General features: G+C 45.1%; 20 protein-coding genes. 17 read left to right on the forward strand and 3 right to left on the reverse strand.

The features are described from left to right. The first annotated feature begins 102 nt into the window (after positions 1 to 102). Positions 103 to 1,272 (forward strand): AAA family ATPase, encoded by a 1,170-nt coding sequence (locus QUB66_RS23690; protein WP_332966071.1) that lies wholly within the window; start codon positions 103 to 105, stop codon positions 1,270 to 1,272. 1 nt (position 1,273) lies between these two features. Next, positions 1,274 to 1,984 carry a hypothetical protein gene (locus tag QUB66_RS23695; RefSeq protein ID WP_332966070.1) on the forward strand — a complete coding sequence of 237 codons (711 nt, stop codon included), beginning with the start codon at positions 1,274 to 1,276 and terminating at the stop codon, positions 1,982 to 1,984. 121 nt (positions 1,985 to 2,105) lie between these two features. Here QUB66_RS23695 and QUB66_RS23700 read toward each other — a convergent pair whose 3' ends face one another. Then, a complete protein-coding gene (locus tag QUB66_RS23700) occupies positions 2,106 to 3,167 on the reverse strand; it encodes a mannose-1-phosphate guanylyltransferase (RefSeq protein WP_332966069.1) in 1,062 nt (353 codons plus the stop codon). Between the two features lie 252 nt (positions 3,168 to 3,419). Beyond that, complete coding sequence (locus QUB66_RS23705; RefSeq protein WP_265239251.1) at positions 3,420 to 4,031, reverse strand: thylakoid membrane photosystem I accumulation factor; 612 nt, start codon at positions 4,029 to 4,031, stop codon at positions 3,420 to 3,422. Positions 4,032 to 4,369: 338 nt separating this feature from the next. Here QUB66_RS23705 and QUB66_RS23710 point away from each other — a divergent pair, with 338 nt between their 5' ends. The 11 genes from QUB66_RS23710 to psbM all read left to right on the forward strand — a co-directional run bounded on the left by QUB66_RS23710 (position 4,370) and on the right by psbM (position 14,896). Then, positions 4,370 to 5,272, forward strand: coding sequence for an undecaprenyl-diphosphate phosphatase (locus tag QUB66_RS23710; RefSeq protein ID WP_332966067.1), 903 nt, complete (start codon positions 4,370 to 4,372; stop codon positions 5,270 to 5,272). 79 nt (positions 5,273 to 5,351) lie between these two features. Further along, positions 5,352 to 6,119: a class I SAM-dependent methyltransferase gene (locus QUB66_RS23715; protein ID WP_332966066.1), complete on the forward strand. Its 768-nt coding sequence runs from the start codon at positions 5,352 to 5,354 to the stop codon at positions 6,117 to 6,119. Positions 6,120 to 6,382: 263 nt separating this feature from the next. Further along, positions 6,383 to 8,941 (forward strand): sigma 54-interacting transcriptional regulator, encoded by a 2,559-nt coding sequence (locus tag QUB66_RS23720; protein WP_332966064.1) that lies wholly within the window; start codon positions 6,383 to 6,385, stop codon positions 8,939 to 8,941. Between the two features lie 27 nt (positions 8,942 to 8,968). Next, positions 8,969 to 9,190: a hypothetical protein gene (locus tag QUB66_RS23725; protein WP_265239238.1), complete on the forward strand. Its 222-nt coding sequence runs from the start codon at positions 8,969 to 8,971 to the stop codon at positions 9,188 to 9,190. Positions 9,191 to 9,273: 83 nt separating this feature from the next. Further along, positions 9,274 to 9,687: a hypothetical protein gene (locus QUB66_RS23730; protein WP_332966063.1), complete on the forward strand. Its 414-nt coding sequence runs from the start codon at positions 9,274 to 9,276 to the stop codon at positions 9,685 to 9,687. Positions 9,688 to 9,748: 61 nt separating this feature from the next. After that, positions 9,749 to 10,081 carry a DUF433 domain-containing protein gene (locus tag QUB66_RS23735; RefSeq protein WP_332966062.1) on the forward strand — a complete coding sequence of 111 codons (333 nt, stop codon included), beginning with the start codon at positions 9,749 to 9,751 and terminating at the stop codon, positions 10,079 to 10,081. A gap of 6 nt (positions 10,082 to 10,087) precedes the next feature. Further along, the gene (locus tag QUB66_RS23740) at positions 10,088 to 10,402 is read left to right on the forward strand and encodes a DUF5615 family PIN-like protein (protein WP_332966060.1); all 315 of its coding nucleotides are present in this window, start codon (positions 10,088 to 10,090) and stop codon (positions 10,400 to 10,402) included. A gap of 278 nt (positions 10,403 to 10,680) precedes the next feature. Next, entirely contained in the window at positions 10,681 to 12,066 is a 1,386-nt protein-coding gene (locus QUB66_RS23745; protein ID WP_332966058.1) for a TIGR03279 family radical SAM protein, read from the forward strand. Between the two features lie 139 nt (positions 12,067 to 12,205). Further along, positions 12,206 to 14,059: a TolC family protein gene (locus tag QUB66_RS23750; RefSeq protein WP_265237222.1), complete on the forward strand. Its 1,854-nt coding sequence runs from the start codon at positions 12,206 to 12,208 to the stop codon at positions 14,057 to 14,059. Between the two features lie 175 nt (positions 14,060 to 14,234). After that, complete coding sequence (locus QUB66_RS23755; protein WP_265237224.1) at positions 14,235 to 14,531, forward strand: (2Fe-2S)-binding protein; 297 nt, start codon at positions 14,235 to 14,237, stop codon at positions 14,529 to 14,531. 251 nt (positions 14,532 to 14,782) lie between these two features. After that, positions 14,783 to 14,896, forward strand: a complete 114-nt coding sequence (gene psbM, locus QUB66_RS23760; RefSeq protein WP_194012816.1) for a photosystem II reaction center protein PsbM — start codon at positions 14,783 to 14,785, stop codon at positions 14,894 to 14,896. 99 nt (positions 14,897 to 14,995) lie between these two features. On the opposite strand, the gene QUB66_RS23765 is transcribed toward psbM, so the two are convergent. Then, positions 14,996 to 15,850: a universal stress protein gene (locus QUB66_RS23765; RefSeq protein ID WP_265237227.1), complete on the reverse strand. Its 855-nt coding sequence runs from the start codon at positions 15,848 to 15,850 to the stop codon at positions 14,996 to 14,998. Between the two features lie 143 nt (positions 15,851 to 15,993). On the opposite strand from QUB66_RS23765, the gene QUB66_RS23770 reads away from it, so the two are divergent. From QUB66_RS23770 to QUB66_RS23785, 4 genes are all read left to right on the forward strand, one after another. Further along, positions 15,994 to 16,494, forward strand: a complete 501-nt coding sequence (locus QUB66_RS23770; protein WP_265237229.1) for an acyl-CoA thioesterase — start codon at positions 15,994 to 15,996, stop codon at positions 16,492 to 16,494. A 188-nt stretch (positions 16,495 to 16,682) separates the two neighbouring features. Next, entirely contained in the window at positions 16,683 to 17,747 is a 1,065-nt protein-coding gene (locus QUB66_RS23775; protein WP_332966054.1) for a DMT family transporter, read from the forward strand. A gap of 22 nt (positions 17,748 to 17,769) precedes the next feature. After that, positions 17,770 to 18,945, forward strand: a complete 1,176-nt coding sequence (locus tag QUB66_RS23780; protein ID WP_265237233.1) for a D-alanine--D-alanine ligase family protein — start codon at positions 17,770 to 17,772, stop codon at positions 18,943 to 18,945. A gap of 202 nt (positions 18,946 to 19,147) precedes the next feature. Next, positions 19,148 to 20,310 (forward strand): hypothetical protein (locus QUB66_RS23785; RefSeq protein WP_332966052.1); only part of this gene is annotated, 1,163 nt, incomplete at its 3' end.

The raw sequence follows: 20,310 nt of genomic DNA on the forward strand, positions 1-20,310 counted from the left end.
GGTCTAGATTTTTTATGCATAGTATGTTATCGAAAAGCATGAATCGGGGCTTAATCGGGTTGGCTCTTAATTAATTTATTCTCCTACAAATTACGTTTACTTATGAGTATTGAACTTGTATCGGCTAACATTAAAAACTTTAGGAGCTTAGGCGATCTTACGTTAAATTTTAAAGATTTAACGATTTTAGTGGGCTGTAACTCTAGCGGAAAGTCTAACTCTCTACAGGCATTATCGATTCTCAGTCAGATGGTAACAGTTGGTTCTCCCCCCCCTGTGGAGTTTATGCAAAGATTCTTGAGATTTGGGGGAAATCAAGATATTACTTTTTCTATTACTGTCAAACAAGCTAAGAAAACAGCCGAGTATACTGTATCTATGTCTCTACAAGAAGGAAAATTTTTTTATTCGCGCGAGCAACTTTTGATAGGTAAGCATAAAGTAATAGAATCAAAAAATGGCGAGGGTACAGTGCGAGATGAAAAAGGAAGAAATTCTCAGAGATATCAATCTAAAGCTGGCAACTTAGCCTTAAAGTCTGCCGGTGATTTTGGAGACAGACCATTTACGGCTAAACTTGCAGAATTTATCATAAATTGGGACTTCTACGATTTAGATCCTAAGTCGATGAGAGGTAGTCCTATGTTTGTAATTGGCGACAATATTGTAATGAACAGAGAAAATATTCCCAGTCTGGGTAGCACAGGTATGGAAATTCAAGATGTTTTACAATACTGGGCTGAGAACGATCGAGAAAAGTTTGAATTAGTTAGTCAAGAACTTAATGATTGTCTGGGTATAAGCTTAAAGTTAGTGGACGAAGAAGGAGAGAAAATAATTAAAGTATTGGAAAAAGGTAGTTTAGAGATTCCTTTGTCCAATATGTCAGATGGCACTCTCCGAATTATGGCTTATTATGTGTTACTTCATCAAGATCAGCTACCTACACTGATTGGGATTGAAGAACCTGAACGCAATCTTCATCCAGGACTGCTAAGAGAGGTTGCATCTGTAGTAAAAAGACTGTCTCAAAAAACACAGGTAATTATTACCACTCATAGTTCCCAGTTACTTGATTGTTTCAATTTGGATGAAATAAACTCAGATGTTTCTGTACTACTTCTAAGCAAAACAGATGACGTTGGAACACAAGCTTTTCCCGTAGATGAGTTAGGGAAGTGTCGGGATGATTTATCTGAATGGATGAGAGACTTTGGAGTAGGTAGTGCAATTTATCACAGTCATCTACTACAAGGAATTTTAGAACAATAGTATGAGTAATATTCTTATCTGGGCTCCAGAGTCAGATTTTGATAGTAAAACTGTTTGCTGTATAGCTAAGAAGATTGTTAAATACTATGACTCCAATATAACTGTTTTGGATAGTTCTAAAATAGCTTTTAATCAAGCTATCAAAAAAACAGGAGGTGATGGGCTAAAAAAGGCAGTTGATATTTATCTTATAAACAACGAAATAGTGATATTTTTACTTGATGCAGATGGTGTACAATCTCAAGCTCAACGATTGCAAGAACCTAATTCTCTAATTAATAGAATCAATAGAGTTGTAGCACAATCTCAAGGGAAATGTTTGTTAATACTTATACGTCAAGAATTAGAAGCTTGGCTATTAGTTGACTGTCTTGGCATTTGTTGCTACTTTACAAAAAATCTCGGAACTAGAACCGATCCGAAATGGGAAAAGTTTGCTAATAAATATCAAAAAGGTCAAACAAATTTGATAGTTGAAGCTGAATCTGGAGGGAAAAATGCTAAGGAGTATTTAGTCAATTTTTCTAAAGATATTGTCAAAAAGATAAATTCTCAACTGAAAGATAAAGATTTAAAAAAACAGCAATATTCTGAGAATGAGTCAGATAAAGTTGCCGAGAAACTAGAGATTACCGATCAAACGATCGCCCGAAATAACTCATTAAGTGAATTTGCTCAACATTTTAAGAAGAAAGTAGATTCTAATGAATAAGTGGGCTTTTAATTTGGTTCCGTCCAGAGGTTGGTAGTAAGAACTTTATTCCTAGGGTTCTTGTTGGATAAGAAAGGACTTCAGTCCTTACTACGCACCTGTTTTTTTAGTGATACGCCCTTTACAACAAATCTTTCAATTTGTCATCTTCTCCCAACACTTTAATCACCTGTTTAATCTCCTGCGTCCTGTCTTTTTTCACAATTAACGTCACATTCCCATCTCTGACAACTACAACATCTTCTAAACCAATCGTGACAATCACTTCATTGTCATCCGCTGCATAAAAAATGCTTTCCTTAGTATCAATTCCGACGTGTTTTGCTAACTCGACATTTGGCTTGTCTCCTTGCAGCAAACGGGCGATCGCATTCCAATCACCCAAATCGTCCCAACTAAAGCCTACGGGCAGTACACAAGCCTTTTGCGTCTTCTCCATCAGCGCGTAATCGATGCTAATTTTCGGCAATTCGGAGTAAGCAGCAGCGCCTTTTGTTTCCAAAGCTGCCATCATTTCCGGTACATGATTTCGCAATTCTGTCAAGACAGTGCCAACTCGAAATACGAATATTCCGCCATTCCAACTAAACTTACCGCTGTTTACAAATTCTTCGGCGGTGGCGCGATCGGGCTTTTCCGTAAATCTAGCCACGCGGTACGCCGGAAAACCGCCAAAAGTGCCAATTTCTTCGCCTTGTTCGATGTAGCCGTAACCAGTGGAAGCATAACTCGGTTTGACTCCCAAAGTGGCGATCGCATCCTGATTCTTCGCCAACTCCGCCGCCGCCTCCAAAGTCTTGATAAACTCCTGCGGTTCCCCAATCCAGTGATCCGCCGGGAAAAAACCAACAACCGCATCCTCACCGTAACGCTTCGCAGTTTCGATAGCAGTCCAAGCCACCGCCGGCGCAGTATCTCGGCCCTCCGGTTCCGCCAGCAAATTCTCAGGAGGTAACAGCGGCAACTGTTCCCGCACTCCATCGGCCAACATTTCCGATGTTACCACCCACAAATCCTCCCAACCATTACCTAATTCCAAAAGTCTTTCCGCAGTAGCTTGTAGCAAACTCTTGCCGCTACCATCAAGACTCAAAAACTGCTTGGGGCGCTGCTTGCGACTCAGAGGCCAGAAACGTTCGCCTTTACCGCCGGCCAGAATCACAGGAATTAAGGTTCTACTCATGGTTTAAAGTTTAAATACTTGATACTATTTTGCCTTGATACCCAGAGGATATTTGTAAAGAATTACTGAGCAAGAATCAGATAAAACGGCGGTTGAAACCCCGTCAGAGTCAAACGTAGGCGTTAGCCTTCCCGAACGGTATTCCGCTTCCGCTCCATTAGGAAGACAAAGTAATTTTAACCACCCACTCTTCAACCCCTCTGAACTCGGGTTTTGTGTGTATAGACGCGGTTTCAACCGCCCGGTCTTTTATTACTTCGACAATTCGACATTGAGTTCGTTCACAACACGGCGTTTAAGCGCTACCGAATTTTCTCTAGGTAGCAAGTCAAACACTTTTCTCAAGGCATCGTCTACCTGTTCAAACGGTATTTGTCCTTTTTCGTTAAAAACTACTTTTCCTGATTGGTCTAGAATGACTGTTTGAGGTACGAATCCTTCGTAATAATGTCCCGGTTCAGTGAGTTTCGGTGATGGTTTTGGAGGCAAAGAGTCAACGCTTATCGGCATGAGATCTGCCGCGCGACCGTAAAATTCCTGGAGTTGAGAGACGACGATCGCGTATTGCTTGGAGTCCCTGCTGTCGTCAGTGTAAAAAACCAACACTACAGGTTTCTTCCGCTTGAAAGAATCTGTCATCTTGACTTTAGGAGGAACTAGGGAACCGTTGCCGGCGTAGAGGGCATAGATAGTGCCGTCGAAGCGATCGTCTGTGAGAGTTGCGAAGGCTGGTGGCGTGCTGGTGAAAAGTATCAAGCTAAGTGCCAGCGTCACCGTTAACAGACTGGCTGACAAGATTCGCCGCAGCAACCGGATGCCAGAAGCAGCAGTAACAATTAAATTTTTGGACTCGGAAAATATCATAGGTTGTTGGCAGTTGCTGTAGGCTGGCTTCATCAGATGCAAAAACTTTTTTAAGTTTATCAGCAAATGTATGCAAATGTTGTTGAGTAGGTTAAAGTAGTTTCGGATCGGCGATCGCAATTTGCTGATAGAAGACGCTCGCGGTTGAAACCGCGTCTATACAAGCAAAACCTACTCCAAGCAGGTTGAAGAGCGGGTGATTTAAATTACGTTATTCTCTTTAGTCCCTCGCTCTCTCGGACATCGTTTGACGAGAAGCGGTTTCAACCGCCGTCTTATCCCAAGCGTATTGAAATCTAACTGATATCTAAAAACTGACAACAGAGAACTGACAACTTATGATAGCTTTGGTTGACGCACTCCTCGCCCAAACGCCCGCTGCTGATGTTTCCGGGCCCGCTCCACTCAATTTGGTGCAGACGATTGTTTTAGGAATTGTACAGGGATTAACGGAGTTTTTACCTATCAGCAGCAGCGCTCATTTGAAGGTAGTGCCGATCGCCCTGGGATGGGGCGATCCGGGGGTTGCCTATACTGCTATTATTCAGTTGGGCAGCATTGTGGCTGTGCTTTGGTACTTTTGGAAAGACTTGACAACGATAACTTTGGGTGCAGTCAACGCTGTAATGCGGCGTGACTACGAATCCCAAGAGTTTAAAATGGCTTTGGGGATTGCTTTAGGAACAATACCGATAGTCTTTTTTGGGCTGCTAATCAAGATATTGGTTCCCGATTTTGACAAGTCACCGTTGAGGAGTTTGGCCAGCATCGCCATTGCTTCGATCGTCATGTCGCTGCTGTTAGCCATAGCAGAAAAAATTGGCACGCGCGATCGAACTTATGAAAAATTAACTGTTAAAGATGGTATTTTGATGGGATTAGGTCAAGCAATGGCGTTGATTCCGGGCTGTTCGCGATCGGGTTCCACCCTAACAGCAGGATTGTTCATGGGATTGGAGAGAGCCGCCGCCGCACGGTTTTCTTTTTTATTAGGAATTCCGGCAATTACTCTGGCGGGATTAGTGGAATTGAAGGGTGCTTTGGGAGAAGGAATGGGCGATGCTGGAGTTGTGACTTTGGCAATAGGAACTATTTCGGCGTTTGTATTTTCTTATTTGTCGATCGCGTGGCTGATGAAATTCCTACAAACTCAGAATACTTGGGTGTTTGTGTGGTATCGGCTGGCTTTTGGCGTGGCTATTTTAACCGCGCTCGCAGGTGGGGCATTGAGAAATAGTTAATAGGTGAAATAAGCTTTACAGGAGCGGCTAAAGTCGCTCCTGCCTACAAAATAGCAGCAAACAAGGATAGAATTAAACTATGACCGCACATCAAAAATCCATCATCGACCAATTCACCCGTCAGGCTGTGCCATTCTCTAACTTGTATGGCCACACAAATCAAGAATCTCTAGATTTACTGATGAAAATGGCCAACGTATCTGACAAGGATACAGTTCTAGATGTTGCTTGCGGCCCTGGTATTGTTGCTTGTGCTTTTGCGGCAGTTTCCGATCGCGTTACTGGCATCGATTTAACACCAGCAATGCTAGAACAAGCCCAGATTTTGGCACAGCAAAAAAACTTGACTAATATCTCATGGTTGCAAGGCGATATCGAGACGCTACCGTTTCCCGATGATAGTTTTTCCGTTGTGCTGAGTCGTTACGCTTTCCATCATCTTTTGCGGCCGGAGGTTGTGCTGTCAGAGATGGTTCGGGTGTGTCGCGCGGGCGATCGCATTTTGATTGCTGACGTAGCAATGCCGCCGGAAAAAGTTGATGCTTACAACTATATTGAGAAGCTGCGCGATCCATCTCACACTCGTGCTTTGACTCTGGAAGAGTTGCCAAAATTAGTCGCGGATGCGAATCTGCAAAATGTCAAGTTGGCATTTTATAAAGTAGAATTGGGACTGGAACAACAATTAGCTGCTTCTTTTCCAAACCCAGGCGATGACGATAAGCTGCGACAAATTTTTAAAGATGATATTGGTGTTGACCGTCTGGGGATTGACGTGCATTTCCAAGGCGATGAAATTCATTATGCGGTTCCCATCGCTGTCATTGTGGGCGAAAAAGCAAAGTGATAATTAACTGGCAAAAGCAATTAAATAATTGATCTAGCAGCAATTTAAATACTGCTGTTAATTCCAACAATCGACTCAACTTAAATCAGAAGCGATCTCATCTCCTGTCAATAGCTCGCAATCAGTAAGGTTCGTAGTGCGGACGACCGTCCACACTACGAACCGAAATGGATGCTTCACTAAGAATTCAAAACTTTAACAAGCTATCCGCTATTATTATCATACACCAAGCAGCACAATTCTATTTTCGCCGAGGCTAAGCGATGTCTACCGAAAAATTAGTTAACTGGCTCGAATCGAACACCGAATTAGGCATATTATCCCGCGACATTTTACAGGCGATCGCGCTGGAAATGGAAATGGCAACTTTTCCTACGGGATTTCGAGTGGTAATCGAAGATACGCCCGTCACCAATCTCTACATTCTAGAAAAAGGACAAGCCGATCGCTACCGGCGCAAACAACCCGGTTTAATGTGGGGGAGTAGTTTGTTACCGGGGGCGATCGTCAATTTATCAGCCCTCCAACGATCGCAACCGGCAGATAGTCGAATTATTGCCCGTACAGAATGTCAATTTTGGGTAATTAGTGCCTCACGCTGGCGCAGTTTGCTAGAAAGATATCCACGCATCACCGAAGCCTACGCTCAACGCTTGGCTGCGAAATTAGAGCAGCTAGAATCAGAAATCGCCTACGAAAGAGAGCGTCAAAACGCACTCCGCACCTATTTAGTACCAAGGGCGAAACGCGGAGTAATTGGAAATAGCCGTTATGCAGTGAAATTGCGCCAACAAATTCGCACAGCATCGAGCGACAATCGATCGGTATTAATCTCTGGCGAACCTGGTTTAGAAAAAGATAATTTAGCTGCTTTAATTCATTTCGGTTCCCACCGCCGCAACGAACCAGTTATTCAGATCAAAAGTGCCTTGCTTCAGGCTAATGGAGCGGAATTATTCGGGCGTTTGGGCGGCAAACCGGGATTGTTGGAATGGTTGGGCGAAGGGACGTTAATTTTCAATGACGTGCAAGAATTACCCGCTCAATTATGCCCCCAAATTCAGCAATTATTAACCGAGGGAACCTATACCCTAGTAGTCAGAGAAGGACAAATACCACCGCCACCGCGTTCTACTAATGCCCGCATAATTTTAATCTCAGAAATTGTGCAGCCCAAGCTAGATAAGCTGACACAACACAAGATTAAAGTCCCATCCTTGCGGGTACGAAAAACAGATTTGGAGGCACAAGTCAACTATTATCTCAATATTCTTGGTCGCCAAAAGAAATTAATCAAGCCCCAAGTCACACCAGAAGCAATTCGCCGCTTGCAAACCTACGATTTTCCAGGTAATTTGCAGGAATTGCAGGGAATGGTCGATCGCGCTTTAGTTCAAGCCCAGGGAAGTCAGGTACTAACCGAAGAAGTGTTTTGGGCCCAGGCGGCGAAGAAACAAAAATTTCGCCTGAATTTATTAAATATCTATCCTAAACTTCGGCAATTTTTGCGGAGCGATTGGTATCCCGATCGCGTGAATTATTGGTTTACCAGTTGGGTATTTGCATTAGTAGTAATTATCCTATTTGTTGCTCCCCAAGATAGAGAGCATAATTTTGCTCTCAACATTTTTTGGGCGTGGTGGTGGCCGTTGATGTTATTATTATTCCCCATTGTCGGGCGATTGTGGTGTGCCTTTTGCCCTTTTATGATTTATGGGGAAATCGTCCAAAAACTATCGCTGAAAATTTTTCCGCGAACTCTCAATAAATGGCCGCGTCAATTAGCTGAAAAATGGGGTGGTTGGTTTCTGTTCGGACTATTTACTCTAATATTTCTCTGGGAAGAATTGTGGAATCTAGAAAATACCGCCTATTTATCCAGTTGTTTGTTATTGCTGATTACGGCGGGCGCGGTAATTTTTTCGCTAATTTTTGAAAGGCGGTTTTGGTGTCGCTATTTATGCCCAATCGGAGGGATGAATGGATTGTTTGCTAAACTTTCAATCATCGAACTACGCGCCCAACAAGGAACCTGCGCGGCGGAATGCACCACCTACCAATGTTATAAAGGCGGCCCAGGATTGGGGGAAGGATTAACTACTAATGGATGTCCGATTTATTCCCATCCCGCCCAATTAACTGATAATAAAGATTGCGTCTTGTGCATGACTTGCTTAAAAGCTTGTCCCCATCGATCGGTAGAATTAAATGTGCGCCCTCCGGGAATCGAATTATGGACAACTCACGTTCCTCACAGTTATGAAGTTGCCCTGTTATTTCTCTTATTAGGCGGTATCTATCTCCATCGCTTACCGGAGATCGATAGTTTGTTGGGGCTGGGTATCAATTTAGAGCAATTTTTACCTCATTTAGGAATGTCGCTCGCGGTGTTAATTATCCCGCCACTGATTCCGTTAGTAGCTTACGCCGTCATGCAGGCAATTTACCGATTGGGACAAGCAAAAAGTATCCCATTTACAACCTATAAACCCCTCTCATTTGTCTCTCTGGCCTACGGATATCTACCCCTAGTTTGGGGCGGTAGTTTGGCTCACTATTGGCGATTGGGTTTGCAGGAAGGCGGGCGAGTTATTCCGGTAACTTTTGCCACTTTCGGACGAATTAGAGACGATTTGCCTAGTTTTGTAGGAGATCCAGCGGTGATTAGTTTTTTGCAAGGTTTTACTTTGATTGTCTCATTGTTGGTGACGATATTTGTGACTCAACAAATTGCTAAGCGATCGATTAAATCTTTGATTCCCCAGCATTTAGCGAGTTTGTGCCTGATGGTGAGTTTGTGGTATGCGATCGTGGGTAGCTAATGTAAAATAAAACAAGGAGGATTTACTATGACTTCACAACTTCAACAAGCGATCGATCTTGCTCAGTCAATGTCATTGACAGAACAACTTGAACTACTTAAAACACTATCCACTATTATCCAACACACCCATTCCCTGGAAACTCAAGCTACGACAACAGAAGAAGATACAGATTTTTCAGCAGCAAGCTTTCGCCAATCTTGGCAGCAAGCCATAACTGGACAAACATTACCCCTTTCTCAACTTTAGGAGGGTTTCGCACAACTTCTGAAGAACCAGATGCTTGAGTTTTTTCGTTATAATCTCATGAGTAAACTGGCTGGAAGCAAACTATGTCAATACCGAAAAAAGGAACAAGAAAAATTATTGTAGATGGGGAACCTTTCGTCTGGCTAATCCGAAGACAAGCTACTAATATACAAGCAGAATCCGGCTGCGGAAATCTTCATGTTGCTGTCGAACACGCTGAAGAATCAGGTGGCGTGTTAGTTATCCGCACCGATCGACCTCATCCTCAAGGTTGGAGTCGCACTAACTGTGAATTTATACCGATAAAACCTGCTGAGGGAGCGCCGCCAGAGGTAAAAGTATGGCAGATTATTTCCACGCAAGAAGTGAAACCAGTAAAACCCTCTGATGTAGCACAATGGATACGGCAAGCAATGCAACTCGGATGGCAGCCAATGCGATCGGGAATACCTTTTAATGTGCAGATTGCAGGAGGACGTGCAGAAAAAATATATTAGAGCCGGGAGTGTCGATCGGCTATGCTGAAGATAGAAAATTCACACCACCCTCAATCTCAAAATGCTACTCGTGCCCACGGCTGAACCAATTCCGCTAGTGGCTGATGCAAACGGTGTCATCCGCATTAGCACAACCAGAGTCACCCTAGATACAGTTCTTACAGCTTTTCTAGAAGGAGCCACAGCAGAAGAAATCCGGGAACAGTACCCGTCTCTTGAACTTTCGGATGTTTATTTTGCGATCGGCTACTACTTGCGACACCAATCCGAAGTTGACGCTTATCTGATGGAACGTCAACGTCTTGCCGCAGAAGTTCAGCAGGAAGCAGAAAGGCGTTTTAACCCAGTTGGAATACGCGATCGCTTATTAGCAAGACGCAACCAAAAAGGGTAGTTTTATATGCTGCGATTATTGGCTGATGAAAACTTTAACAATCAAATTGTTCGGGGTATTTTGCGGCGGAATCCCGATGTTGAGATTGTCCGCGTTCAAGATATAGGACTCAGAAAAGCAGACGATCCAACAGTCTTAGAATGGGCGGCGCTGCAAGGGCGGGTTGTACTAACTCATGATGTAGCAACCATGACCAACTTTGCCTACGATAGAATCGAAGCAGGTTTGGCGATGCCAGGGTTATTTGAAGTCAGCCGCCGTGTTGCAGTGGGTTTGGCGATTGAGGAAATTTTGCTAATTTCTGAGTGCAGTCTGGAATGAGAATGGGAAGGACAAGTGCGATTCTTACCTTTACGCTAACTGCCATAAAATTGTCATAATTCAATTAATGATACAGATTTAATGTGACTTAATAAATACAATAAATCATTTGAAAGCTTGTGGATTGTGGGTCGATCGCACTTCACAAACACCTATTTTTTCCTAGGCGGTCTGCTTGACAAATGGTATAAATTATGATATGAGTTGAGACTTGATTAAAATATAAAATTAATTTTTGAATAGCAATTTATCAAACTTGAAAATGCAAGCGCGATCCTATGAGCGAATCCTCAACCAAACCAGCCCGAATCACCAAAGTTATCCCCGACAGCATCGCAGCCGAAATGGGATTTGATGCCGGAGATTCCATCGTCGCCGTCAACGGCCAAAAACCCCGCGACTTAATCGACTATCAATTTCTGTGCGCCGACGAATTTCTGGAACTAGAAGTTTTAGATACCAAAGGCAAAACTCACAAGTTAGAAATAGAAAAAGAGTATGACGAAGACTTGGGTGTGGAATTTGAAACGGCCCTCTTCGACGGACTAATTCAGTGTAACAATCGCTGCCCTTTTTGCTTTATTGACCAGCAACCTTCGGGAAAGCGCGAAACTCTTTATTTCAAAGATGATGACTATCGCCTCAGCTTTCTTTATGGCAGCTATCTCACTCTCACTAATTTGACTGAAAAAGAGTGGAACCGAATCGAACAAATGCGGCTTTCTCCTCTCTATGTTTCGGTGCACGCTACCGAACCGGATGTGCGAATTCGCTTGTTGAAAAATTTTCGGGCTGGGAAGATTCTCGAACAAATCAAATGGTTTCAAGACCGCCGCTTGCAAATTCATGCTCAAGTTGTGGTTTGTCCGGGAATTAATGATGGCGAACATTTGGAACGGACTTTGTTGGATTTGGCAAAGTTTCATACCGGAAATATCCCGGCTGTGGCATCGGTGGCTGTGGTGCCGGTGGGTTTAACTCGCTTTCGTCCTGCGGCAGATGAATTAATTGCTGTAACTGCCCAAAAAGCGCGGGAAGTAATCGAGCAAGTGCAGAAAATTCAAGGGGTTTTGAGTCAGGGAAAAGGTGGCGGAAAAACTAAGAAAAAGAGTTCAAAATCGCGCTGTATTTGGCTGGCTGATGAGTGGTTTTTAATCGCTGGTTTAGATTTGCCGTCGGCGGCAGATTATGAGGATTATCCCCAAATTGGTAATGGTGTGGGCTCTATCCGCCAGTTTATTGGGCAGTTTGAAACGGCTTTTGCGAAGCTGCAACCGCTGCCGGTTATTCCACCTCGTAGGTTGGTTTGGGTGGTGGGAAATGCTGTTGAAAAGGCTTTTGAGCCGATCGCACAACAACTAAACCAGATTCCCGGCTTGTCTGTCAATATGGCAGCACTCTCCAGCCGCTACTGGGGACAAACTATCACTGTCACGGGTTTGCTCACCGGGCAAGATTTGCTCGAAGCTTTGCAGGGGCGAGACTTGGGAGATGGCATCTTGCTGCCCTCGGTGATGCTAAAACAGGGTGAACCGCGTTTTCTCGATGATATGACCGTAGAACAGCTCGAAAACTCGCTCAAAACCCGGATTTTGCCGGTGAGTGGCGTAGAGGAACTAATCTCGGCGGCGATCGGTCTGGCAACTGCTGAAGTTCAATTGTAAATGTCGATCGAACATTCAAAAACAACATGAGTACGGTAATTATGACTTGTAACTATCGAGTTCAGGCTACAAGCTAGAAACTTAAGACCTCAATCTTGATCTAAAATTGTCTCTAGAATTGCAAAGTAATTAAAAAATTATGCGTGTTTTTCGTCAAATCGTGGTGGTCGGAGTGGGCGCTGCAATTACTTTCAGCAACGCCGGACAGAGTGCTTCAGCACAGCCTCCGGCTAAATCTCAGGACAGTTGGGCCCTTGGCAATCAGCTCGAATTAGCATCGACCTCGAACACAAATCCAGCATCAGATCCCGAACAGTCGATCGCCCTTAACGCCCCAACCTCTGAGTCTCAGCAGCCCGAAGCAGTTAAGATCGCAGCAACTCCCCCAAGCGAGCCCTCGCTGGCATCACAGCCTCAGCAGCAGGAGTATTTGGCGCAGTCTCCAACGCCGACACCGACAAACACTCGGCAGCAACCTGTTCCCAGTAGCCCCAATAATGTTCCGATACCGAGTTCCCCGGTACCAATTCTCCGGGGCACTCCGAATGAAACTTTTCCGCCTCTAACCCCGAAGGGCATTCTAGACACCAAGCCCCCGGCTTCCCTGGAACCCAACCCGAATCCGCTACAGTTTCCGACTAAGCCGGAGGATGTCAGGATCGAGGAAACTCAGTCAATTACTTTGCAACAGGCGATCGATCTGGCCCGCCGCAACAGCCAAGTTTTACAAATTGCCCAGAAGCAAGTCGAACAAACTCGATCGGGTGTGCGGGAACAGCAGGCTGCTTTATTTCCCGATCTGACTTTTCAAATGACCGCGAGCCGCCAAGTCAGCGCCAGCGGACAGATTGGGGTGCAGACTCGGCTGCGCCGCAATGAGACTTTGCCGGCCAACCAACAACTGCCGACGAATTCTCCCGATTTCCAAAATTTCGGCAGCATCGGTCTCAACAACACTTTGCAGTTGAGCTACGACCTCGACATTTTCGGCCGCCGCACCGCTAATATCAATGCGGCTAGGGAACAGTTGCGCTTCCGGGAACTGGATTTGGAGCGCCAAGCCGAGCAACTCCGCTTCGACACTGCTGAGACTTACTACAACCTACAAAACTCCGACGGACAAGTTGCTATCCGCCAAGCTTCTGTGAGAAATGCCCAGCAAAGTTTGCGGGATGCCGAAGCTTTGGAACGGGCCGGGGTGGGAACCCGCTTTGCTGTGTTGCAGGCTCAGTCAAATGTAGCTAACGAAGTGCAGCAACTGTCAGTGGCCCGTCGCGATCAGCGGGTGGCCCAGCGCAGGCTGGCTGAGATTTTGAATATCAGTCAGTCGGCGAACTTGACGGCGGCTGACCCGGTGGAGCAAGCTGGTTCCTGGAGGCTGTCTTTGGAAGAGAGTATCGTGCAGGCTTTTAAGAATCGCCCTGAGTTGGAACAGCAGTTAGTACAGAGGAATATCAGCCAGCAGCAGAGGCGATCGATTCGGGCGGGGGGGCTGCCTCAAGTTAATGTCACTGGTTCCTACAACTTCCAGGGGGTAACTACTGACAACTCAGACCCGTTTGCAACTCGCGGTTGGGGGAGCGGGTATGCGGTGCAAGCGAATCTGACTTGGAATTTCTTCGACGGGGGCGCGGTGAAGGCGAGGGTTAAACAGCGGGATGCTGATATCTCGATCGCCGAAAGTCGATTTGACCAACTCCGCAACCAAGTGCGCCGGGAAGTGGAACAAGCGTATTTTGGCTTAGAGTCGAGTTTTGAGAACATCGAAACTTCTGAGGCGGGGGTTTTACAGTCGAGGGAAGCTTTGCGTCTGGCCAGACTCCGGTTTCAAGCTGGCGTAGGCACTCAGACGGATGTGATTCAGGCGGAAACAGATTTGACTAGGGCTGAGAGAAACCGGTTGTCGGCAATTGTCAACTACAACCTGGGGCTTTCGTCTCTCCAGCGCGCTGTGAGCAATCTTCCGACTAATAACCTCTCGGATGCTCCTTGACAGTTGACAGTTGACAGTTGACAGTTGACAGTTGACAGTTGACAGCTTGTCGAAGGGTTGGGTTGGGGCGATCGACCTTTAATCGCAAAGGATGAGACATCGGGTATGAAACGTCCGACACATTAGTTAATATTTGGTTAGAGAGCTCCATGTCAACTGCGTTAAGGAATCGGCTATGGCTAATATCAAGTTTGTGAAGGAAAATCAGGAAGTCATCGCAGCCGATGGAGCCAATTTGAGGTTCAAAGCTCTAGAAAACCGCATCGACTTGTACACGTTTTCGGGAAAAATGATGAATTGCGGGGGCATCGGTCAATGCGGCACCTGCATTGTGGAAATTGTCGAGGGCGGTGAAAATCTGTCGCCCCGCACTGACTTTGAGAACCGCAAGCTCAAGAAAAAGCCCGAAAACTATCGATTGGCTTGTCAAACTATCGTCAACGGCCCGGTGAGTGTGAAGACTAAGCCGTAGCTGGGGTTTCTGAACGAAGAGGGAAGTTCGGCAACGGATTCCGTAACGGATTTAACGGATGTAACGGATGGGAGGGAAGTTCGGCAACGGAATCCGTAACGGATTTAACGGATGTAACGGATGGGAGGAAGGAAGAGGGAGGAAGAAGTAGACATTCTCTGGCTCTGGGATGCTTCGAGTTTTCCTTTTGCCTTTGAGTGTTATCCTAGTTGTGTGTGTTTTCCTATTTTTTAATAAAGGCTGGGGTCTTCATGGAAGTTAACGATTTAGGGTTTGTGGCAACCATTCTGTTTGTATTGGTTCCCAGCGTTTTTCTAATCATTCTGTACATTCAAACCGCTAGCCGTCAAGGTAGAAAAGAATAGCAACTGGTGCTATTTTTGTCTGGCTTTGCTAGTTGCAAAAAAAAGCGCCAACAGCTTTTTGCTGGGGCGCTTTTTTTGTTGACTGTCACGGTTGAGAGTTTAGCTGGCGACTGTGCGGGCTAGCAAGACGGGACAGTTGGCGTAGACTCGCACGTAGTCTGATAGGGAATTTCCTAGGAGTCGATCGAGATCCAGAAAGTTTTTAGCAACGTTTGGTCGCCGATCCGGGGAACCGATCACCAACAAGTCCGCATTCACCTCGTCTGCAATCTGACAAATTGCTTCACCGGGCTTGCCTTTGGCACTCACGCAGCGGTAGCTAATTCCCAGTTGTTTCGCGAGTGCTACTCCCGGAGCCAACACAGAGTCTTTTTCAGCAGTTGCTGTGACATCTTCGCTGTATTTTCCCGTCAAATCTTTGGTAACGTGTACTAGAATTATCTGCCCGCCACTGACTTCTTTGACGAAAGATAGCGCAAGCTGCAATGACTGTTTGGCAGATTCTGAGTTGTCGAGCGCCACCATGACGCGCCTGATTCTTTTGACATAGATGTCGTCTTTTACTAACAGCATCGGTCTCGATGTTAGCTGGAAAACGTACTGACTGACTGAGTTTTCCAAAATCGATTGCAGCCGTCCGAATCCCCGCGAACCCATAATTACTAAGTCGGATTGTTCTTCTTCTGCGACTTGGCAAACTGTGGTTTTCGGGTCTCCCTGTTTCAGCCGTGGATTGACTTTGCTGGGGTCGATTTTTAAAGACTGGACTGCTTGTGCTAAAATCTTGCCTCCTTCTTCCAACTTGTCGGCCATGCCATCGGATGTTACTTGGGGTGGCACGACGTGCAAGACGGTGACAGAGCTTTGTTGCAAGGAAGGGATGTCCATCAACATATTAAACATCTCTTCGCACAAGCCACGACCGGCGACGGCTACTAAAATTTTTTCGATCATGGTTTTTGGCGGTAAAAACGGTTGAGTTTTGTTGTGCGACGCTCTCACTAGGGCGTTGCTGCTCTAGTGGGTTAATGTTAAGCATAAGCCTGAAGTTTGCTTTATGATTTGTAGAAATGTAGCGTTTTGGAACAATTTGTAACGTGTTAGAGAACGATCGAACTCAACCAGAACTCGCACCGACTGGTGCTATTCAAAATCGACCCGGTATCGATTCTGAGGGCTGGTTTGAATATTTGGTGCGAGTCTACCCTCACCATACTGACTACAGCGGCGCAGTTTGGCACGGGACTTATCTGGCTTGGATGGAGGAAGCGCGGGTGGAAAGTTTACGCTCTCTTGGCATCGAGTATGCAGAGTGGGTGGCGCAGGGTGTGGAATTGCCCGTGGTGGAGCTTTCGCTGCGCTACCACCGCTCTGTGCAAATGGGTCAATCTGTGGCAGTCAGAACGCGGATGCTTGCTGGCGAGGGTGTGCGGCTGCTTTGGGATTACGAAATTCGATCGCCCGATACGCAGGAATTATACGTGACGGCGCAGGTAACTTTGGTTGGTGTCGATCGGGAAAAAGGCAAGATTATCCGCCAATTGCCACCGGCGCTCAAGGAAGCTTTGACAAAACTTTCTGCTAAACCTTCAACATAAGCTGCTGTTAACTACCAAAAATATAGTCCTGCACGGGTCGCCAGAAACCGGGTTTTTTGTCAAAAATTTGGTTATAGGCCGCAGATTCTCTAAAAAACCCGGTTTCTTGAGTAAGGAGTGCGTAATTCCTGAGCTGGTTTTTGCAGTCTTCTAATTTATACTTTCAGCCTTGGTGGGAATTTTCAATAATGTCAAAAAACTTGAAAGTAGCAGAGCAAAATATTGATGCACAGCGCAATATATTAGGGGACGATCAGTTAATACCTGCGTTAATAACTGAAGACAAAACTATTGTTTGTGAAAACCAGGACAATTTAAACAACGGTGAATTAGCTGACGACAGTTCAGGTAAAATTTGGGCGATCGTCTCGCTGTCGGCGGCGCTGCTGGCGGTGTCGCTGGCAGCCATTTTTATCAGGTTGAGCGAACGAGAAATCAGCCCGAATGCTACGGTTTTTAACCGTTTGTGGATAGCAACTGCGGTGTTTGGACTGTGGAATGGTGCGGATGCTGTGCGTCGCCGAATGTCTAGGAATGAGGTTGAAGCGCGATCGCCCTACACTCTGAAGGATGTGATGCTATTAACAGCCGTCGGCGTGGTTTCTTCTGCTTCTCTCGGTCTCTGGGCCTGGTCGCTAACTCAAACTAATGTCGCTAATTCAACTGTACTACGCAACTTAACTCCTTTATTTACTACTTTGGGGGGATGGCTGCTGTTGGGACGGCGTTTTGACAGCAGGTTTTTGCTGGGATTGGTGGTGGCGTTGGGAGGTGCGATCGCGATCGGCACTACAGACTTGCAAATCGCCGGAGAAAATTTTACCGGGGACATTGCTGCTTTGTTATCCGCAATGTTTTATGCAGCAAATCTGCTGATTGCGGAAGATTTGCGAACCAAGTTCCCGGCGACAACTATATTGATGTGGCGCTGTTTGATTGGCAGCATCTTGATTTTGCCCTTGGTTTTGCTGGAGGGCGATCGAATTTTCCCTTATTCTTGGGAGGGATGGCTGGCTGTAATTGCCTTGGCCGTGATTTGCCAAGCTTTTGGCCAAGGACTTCTCATCCACAGTCTCGGCACTTTGTCATCGGGATTTGTCGCCCTTTTTCTGCTGCTAGAACCAGTAATTACGGCGATTATTGCCTGGATGCTATTTTCCGAAAGTTTGAGCTTGTTTAATTGGTTCGCTTTCTCTGTAGTTTTGGCTGGAATATATTTAGCCAAATCGAGCAAATATGCCGATCGCAAATAAAACAAAAAAGGAAACAACTTAAATGGTAGCAACATCAATCGGCAAAACTTCCTGGCATTACGACTTTAGTTTACTCCCTCAATACTTAGAAAAGCTGTTTGCCAAACTGCGGATTGCTGTAGTGTTCGGCGGCAACTGCGATCGCCAGGGAGCCGTGATTTACAAAACCCACAATCCCCGCTCTTGGAAAAGCTACGAAATCGTCGCCCGCGAGATTGCCCAAGCATTAACAGAAATTGGTTTTAAGCAGGTTTTTGTCATGCCTGACGACATGAACTTGCCGGAACAACTAAAACAACAAAATATCCATTTAGTGTGGCTAAATACGGGCGGAGTCCAGGGCTACAATCCAGTTTGTCACACTCCCGCCTTGCTAGAAATGTTGGGAATGCCCTATATCGGTCACAATCCTTTAAATAGTTCAACTTTAGATAACAAACACGCATTTAAACGGGAACTGCAATCAGTCGGAATTCTAACCGCTCCGTTTATGACTTGGCATCCTTCTCAAGGAATTTTGCAGCCTAATTTGCACGAGCGTTTTGCCATTGCTTTTGGCGAGTATCAAGGGCCTTTTGTGGTCAAACCAGTATCGGGTCGCGCTTCGCTGCACGTTCATTTTGTAGACAAAATTGATGGTTTATCTGAGGCGGTTTCCGAAGTTCACCAAGCAACTCACAATACTGCTTTAATTGAAAAATATTTGCCGGGACGAGAATTTTGTGTAGCAGTTTGTGGATATGTAACTCATGCTAAAGGTGGTTTTACTAAAAACACAAAACCCTTTGCTTTTTCGACGGTAGAGAGAATTTTCGGATCGGAGGAACGCATCTTTACTTCTATGGATAAAAAGGCGATTACGGCCGATCGCGGGCGGTTGATGGGCGCGGAGGAACCAGAACTAAAACAAAAGTTAATTGAGTTGGCTCGCAAAATCTATTGGGAGTTCAGCTTGAACAGTTTGGTGCGGATTGATGTCCGCAGCGATGCTGATGGAGAACTTTATGTTTTGGAAGCAAATCCGAAACCGGATCTCAAACATCCAGGCGAAAATGTGACAAGTTTGGTTGCTTTGGGTTTGGCGGAATACGGGATGAGTTATAACGATTTAATTTTTAGTTTACTGGCGGATAGATTGGATTATTTGCTGACTCAACATATCGGGATTGTTTCTCATATTGTGGATTTGCTTCGTTAATCTGACTTTGGTAAAATATTTCACTGTCGGGTGCGCCTTGCGCACCTTATCTGTGGGTTTTTTGTAAATAAATATGAATTGTCGCAGCAAGTGAACACAAGCGCGCAAGTTGTGATAGCTTTGAGTAAGATAGCAATTTCTGAATGTCCCTTTTTTGGGGCAAGCATCAGGGTAACTCAATTTATATCAATTAAATAAACAAATGGAAGCATTACTTTTATTAATAGGATTTGCAGGCGGTGCATTAATCTGCTGGCTAATTTTGAAAAAGCGAAATTCACGCAATTTGGTGCGGATGCATGGTTCGCAGGAGGCTATATCAAATTTAGCCTCTCAGTTGGACGCCAGAACTTCGGAATTGCGGCAAAAAATACAGAATGAAAATCAGTTAAATTATGAAGTGTCTGATCTGCAAAGTCGCTTAGAAATTGTGACTAGGGAGCAAGATCTTTTACATAATCAAGTATCGCAATTGGAAGAATTTTTGGCAGGAATTGCTGAAGAGCGATCGCAAGTTGATTCTCTGATTGCTGATTTGCAGTTTCAGCTAGAAAATGCTGAACAAGCTGAGTCGCAGTTAGCCCAAGTGGCAGAATTTCAATATCAGTTAGAGGTGGCGCATCAAGAGCGATCGCAATTTAACACTCAAATGCTGGAAATGCAAGCAGAATTAGAGACGGTTGATGCAGAACGTTCTCAATTGCAGGCTTTGCTGTCGGAATTTGACAACCAGTTGGAAGCTGTTAATCAAAACAGATCGCAGCTACAGTATCAGTTATCGGAAATTCAAATTAAGTTCGATCGCTCAATTCAAGAGCGCGAGCAACTTCAGTCTCAATTTTCTGGCTTGCAAGCTCAACTGGAGAGTGCAGAGCAAGAACGAGAAATACTCAACTCTCAATTGGAAACCGCCCACCAACAACCAAATCAAGCGCCACCTGAATTATTAGATCTGGAAAGACAGTTAGAAGCAGCTAATCAGGATAAAATACAGTTAATATCTCAATTTTCGGATCTGGAAAGTCAATCACAAATGCTTGTTCGAGAGCGAGAACAACTGCTGTCTCAATTGTCACAATTGCAGGTTCAATTAGAAACAGCTAACAGAGAACAATCGCACATTTACTCTCAACTCTCGGAATTTCAAAATCAAATCGAGACAGCCAATCAGAGTCAAACTCAACTGCAATCTCAAGTATCCGAATTAGAACAACAGTTAGAAACAGTATATCAAGAGCGATCGCAACTGCAATCTGATTTAGAAACTGCAAACACAGAACGCTCACACCTCAATTCTCAACTATCGGAATTCCAAAATCAAATCGAGACAGCCAATCAAAATCAAACTCAACTGCAATCTCAAGT

Origin of the sequence: Microcoleus sp. A2-C3, from assembly GCF_036706065.1 — a bacterium.
Lineage (GTDB): Bacteria > Cyanobacteriota > Cyanobacteriia > Cyanobacteriales > Microcoleaceae > Microcoleus.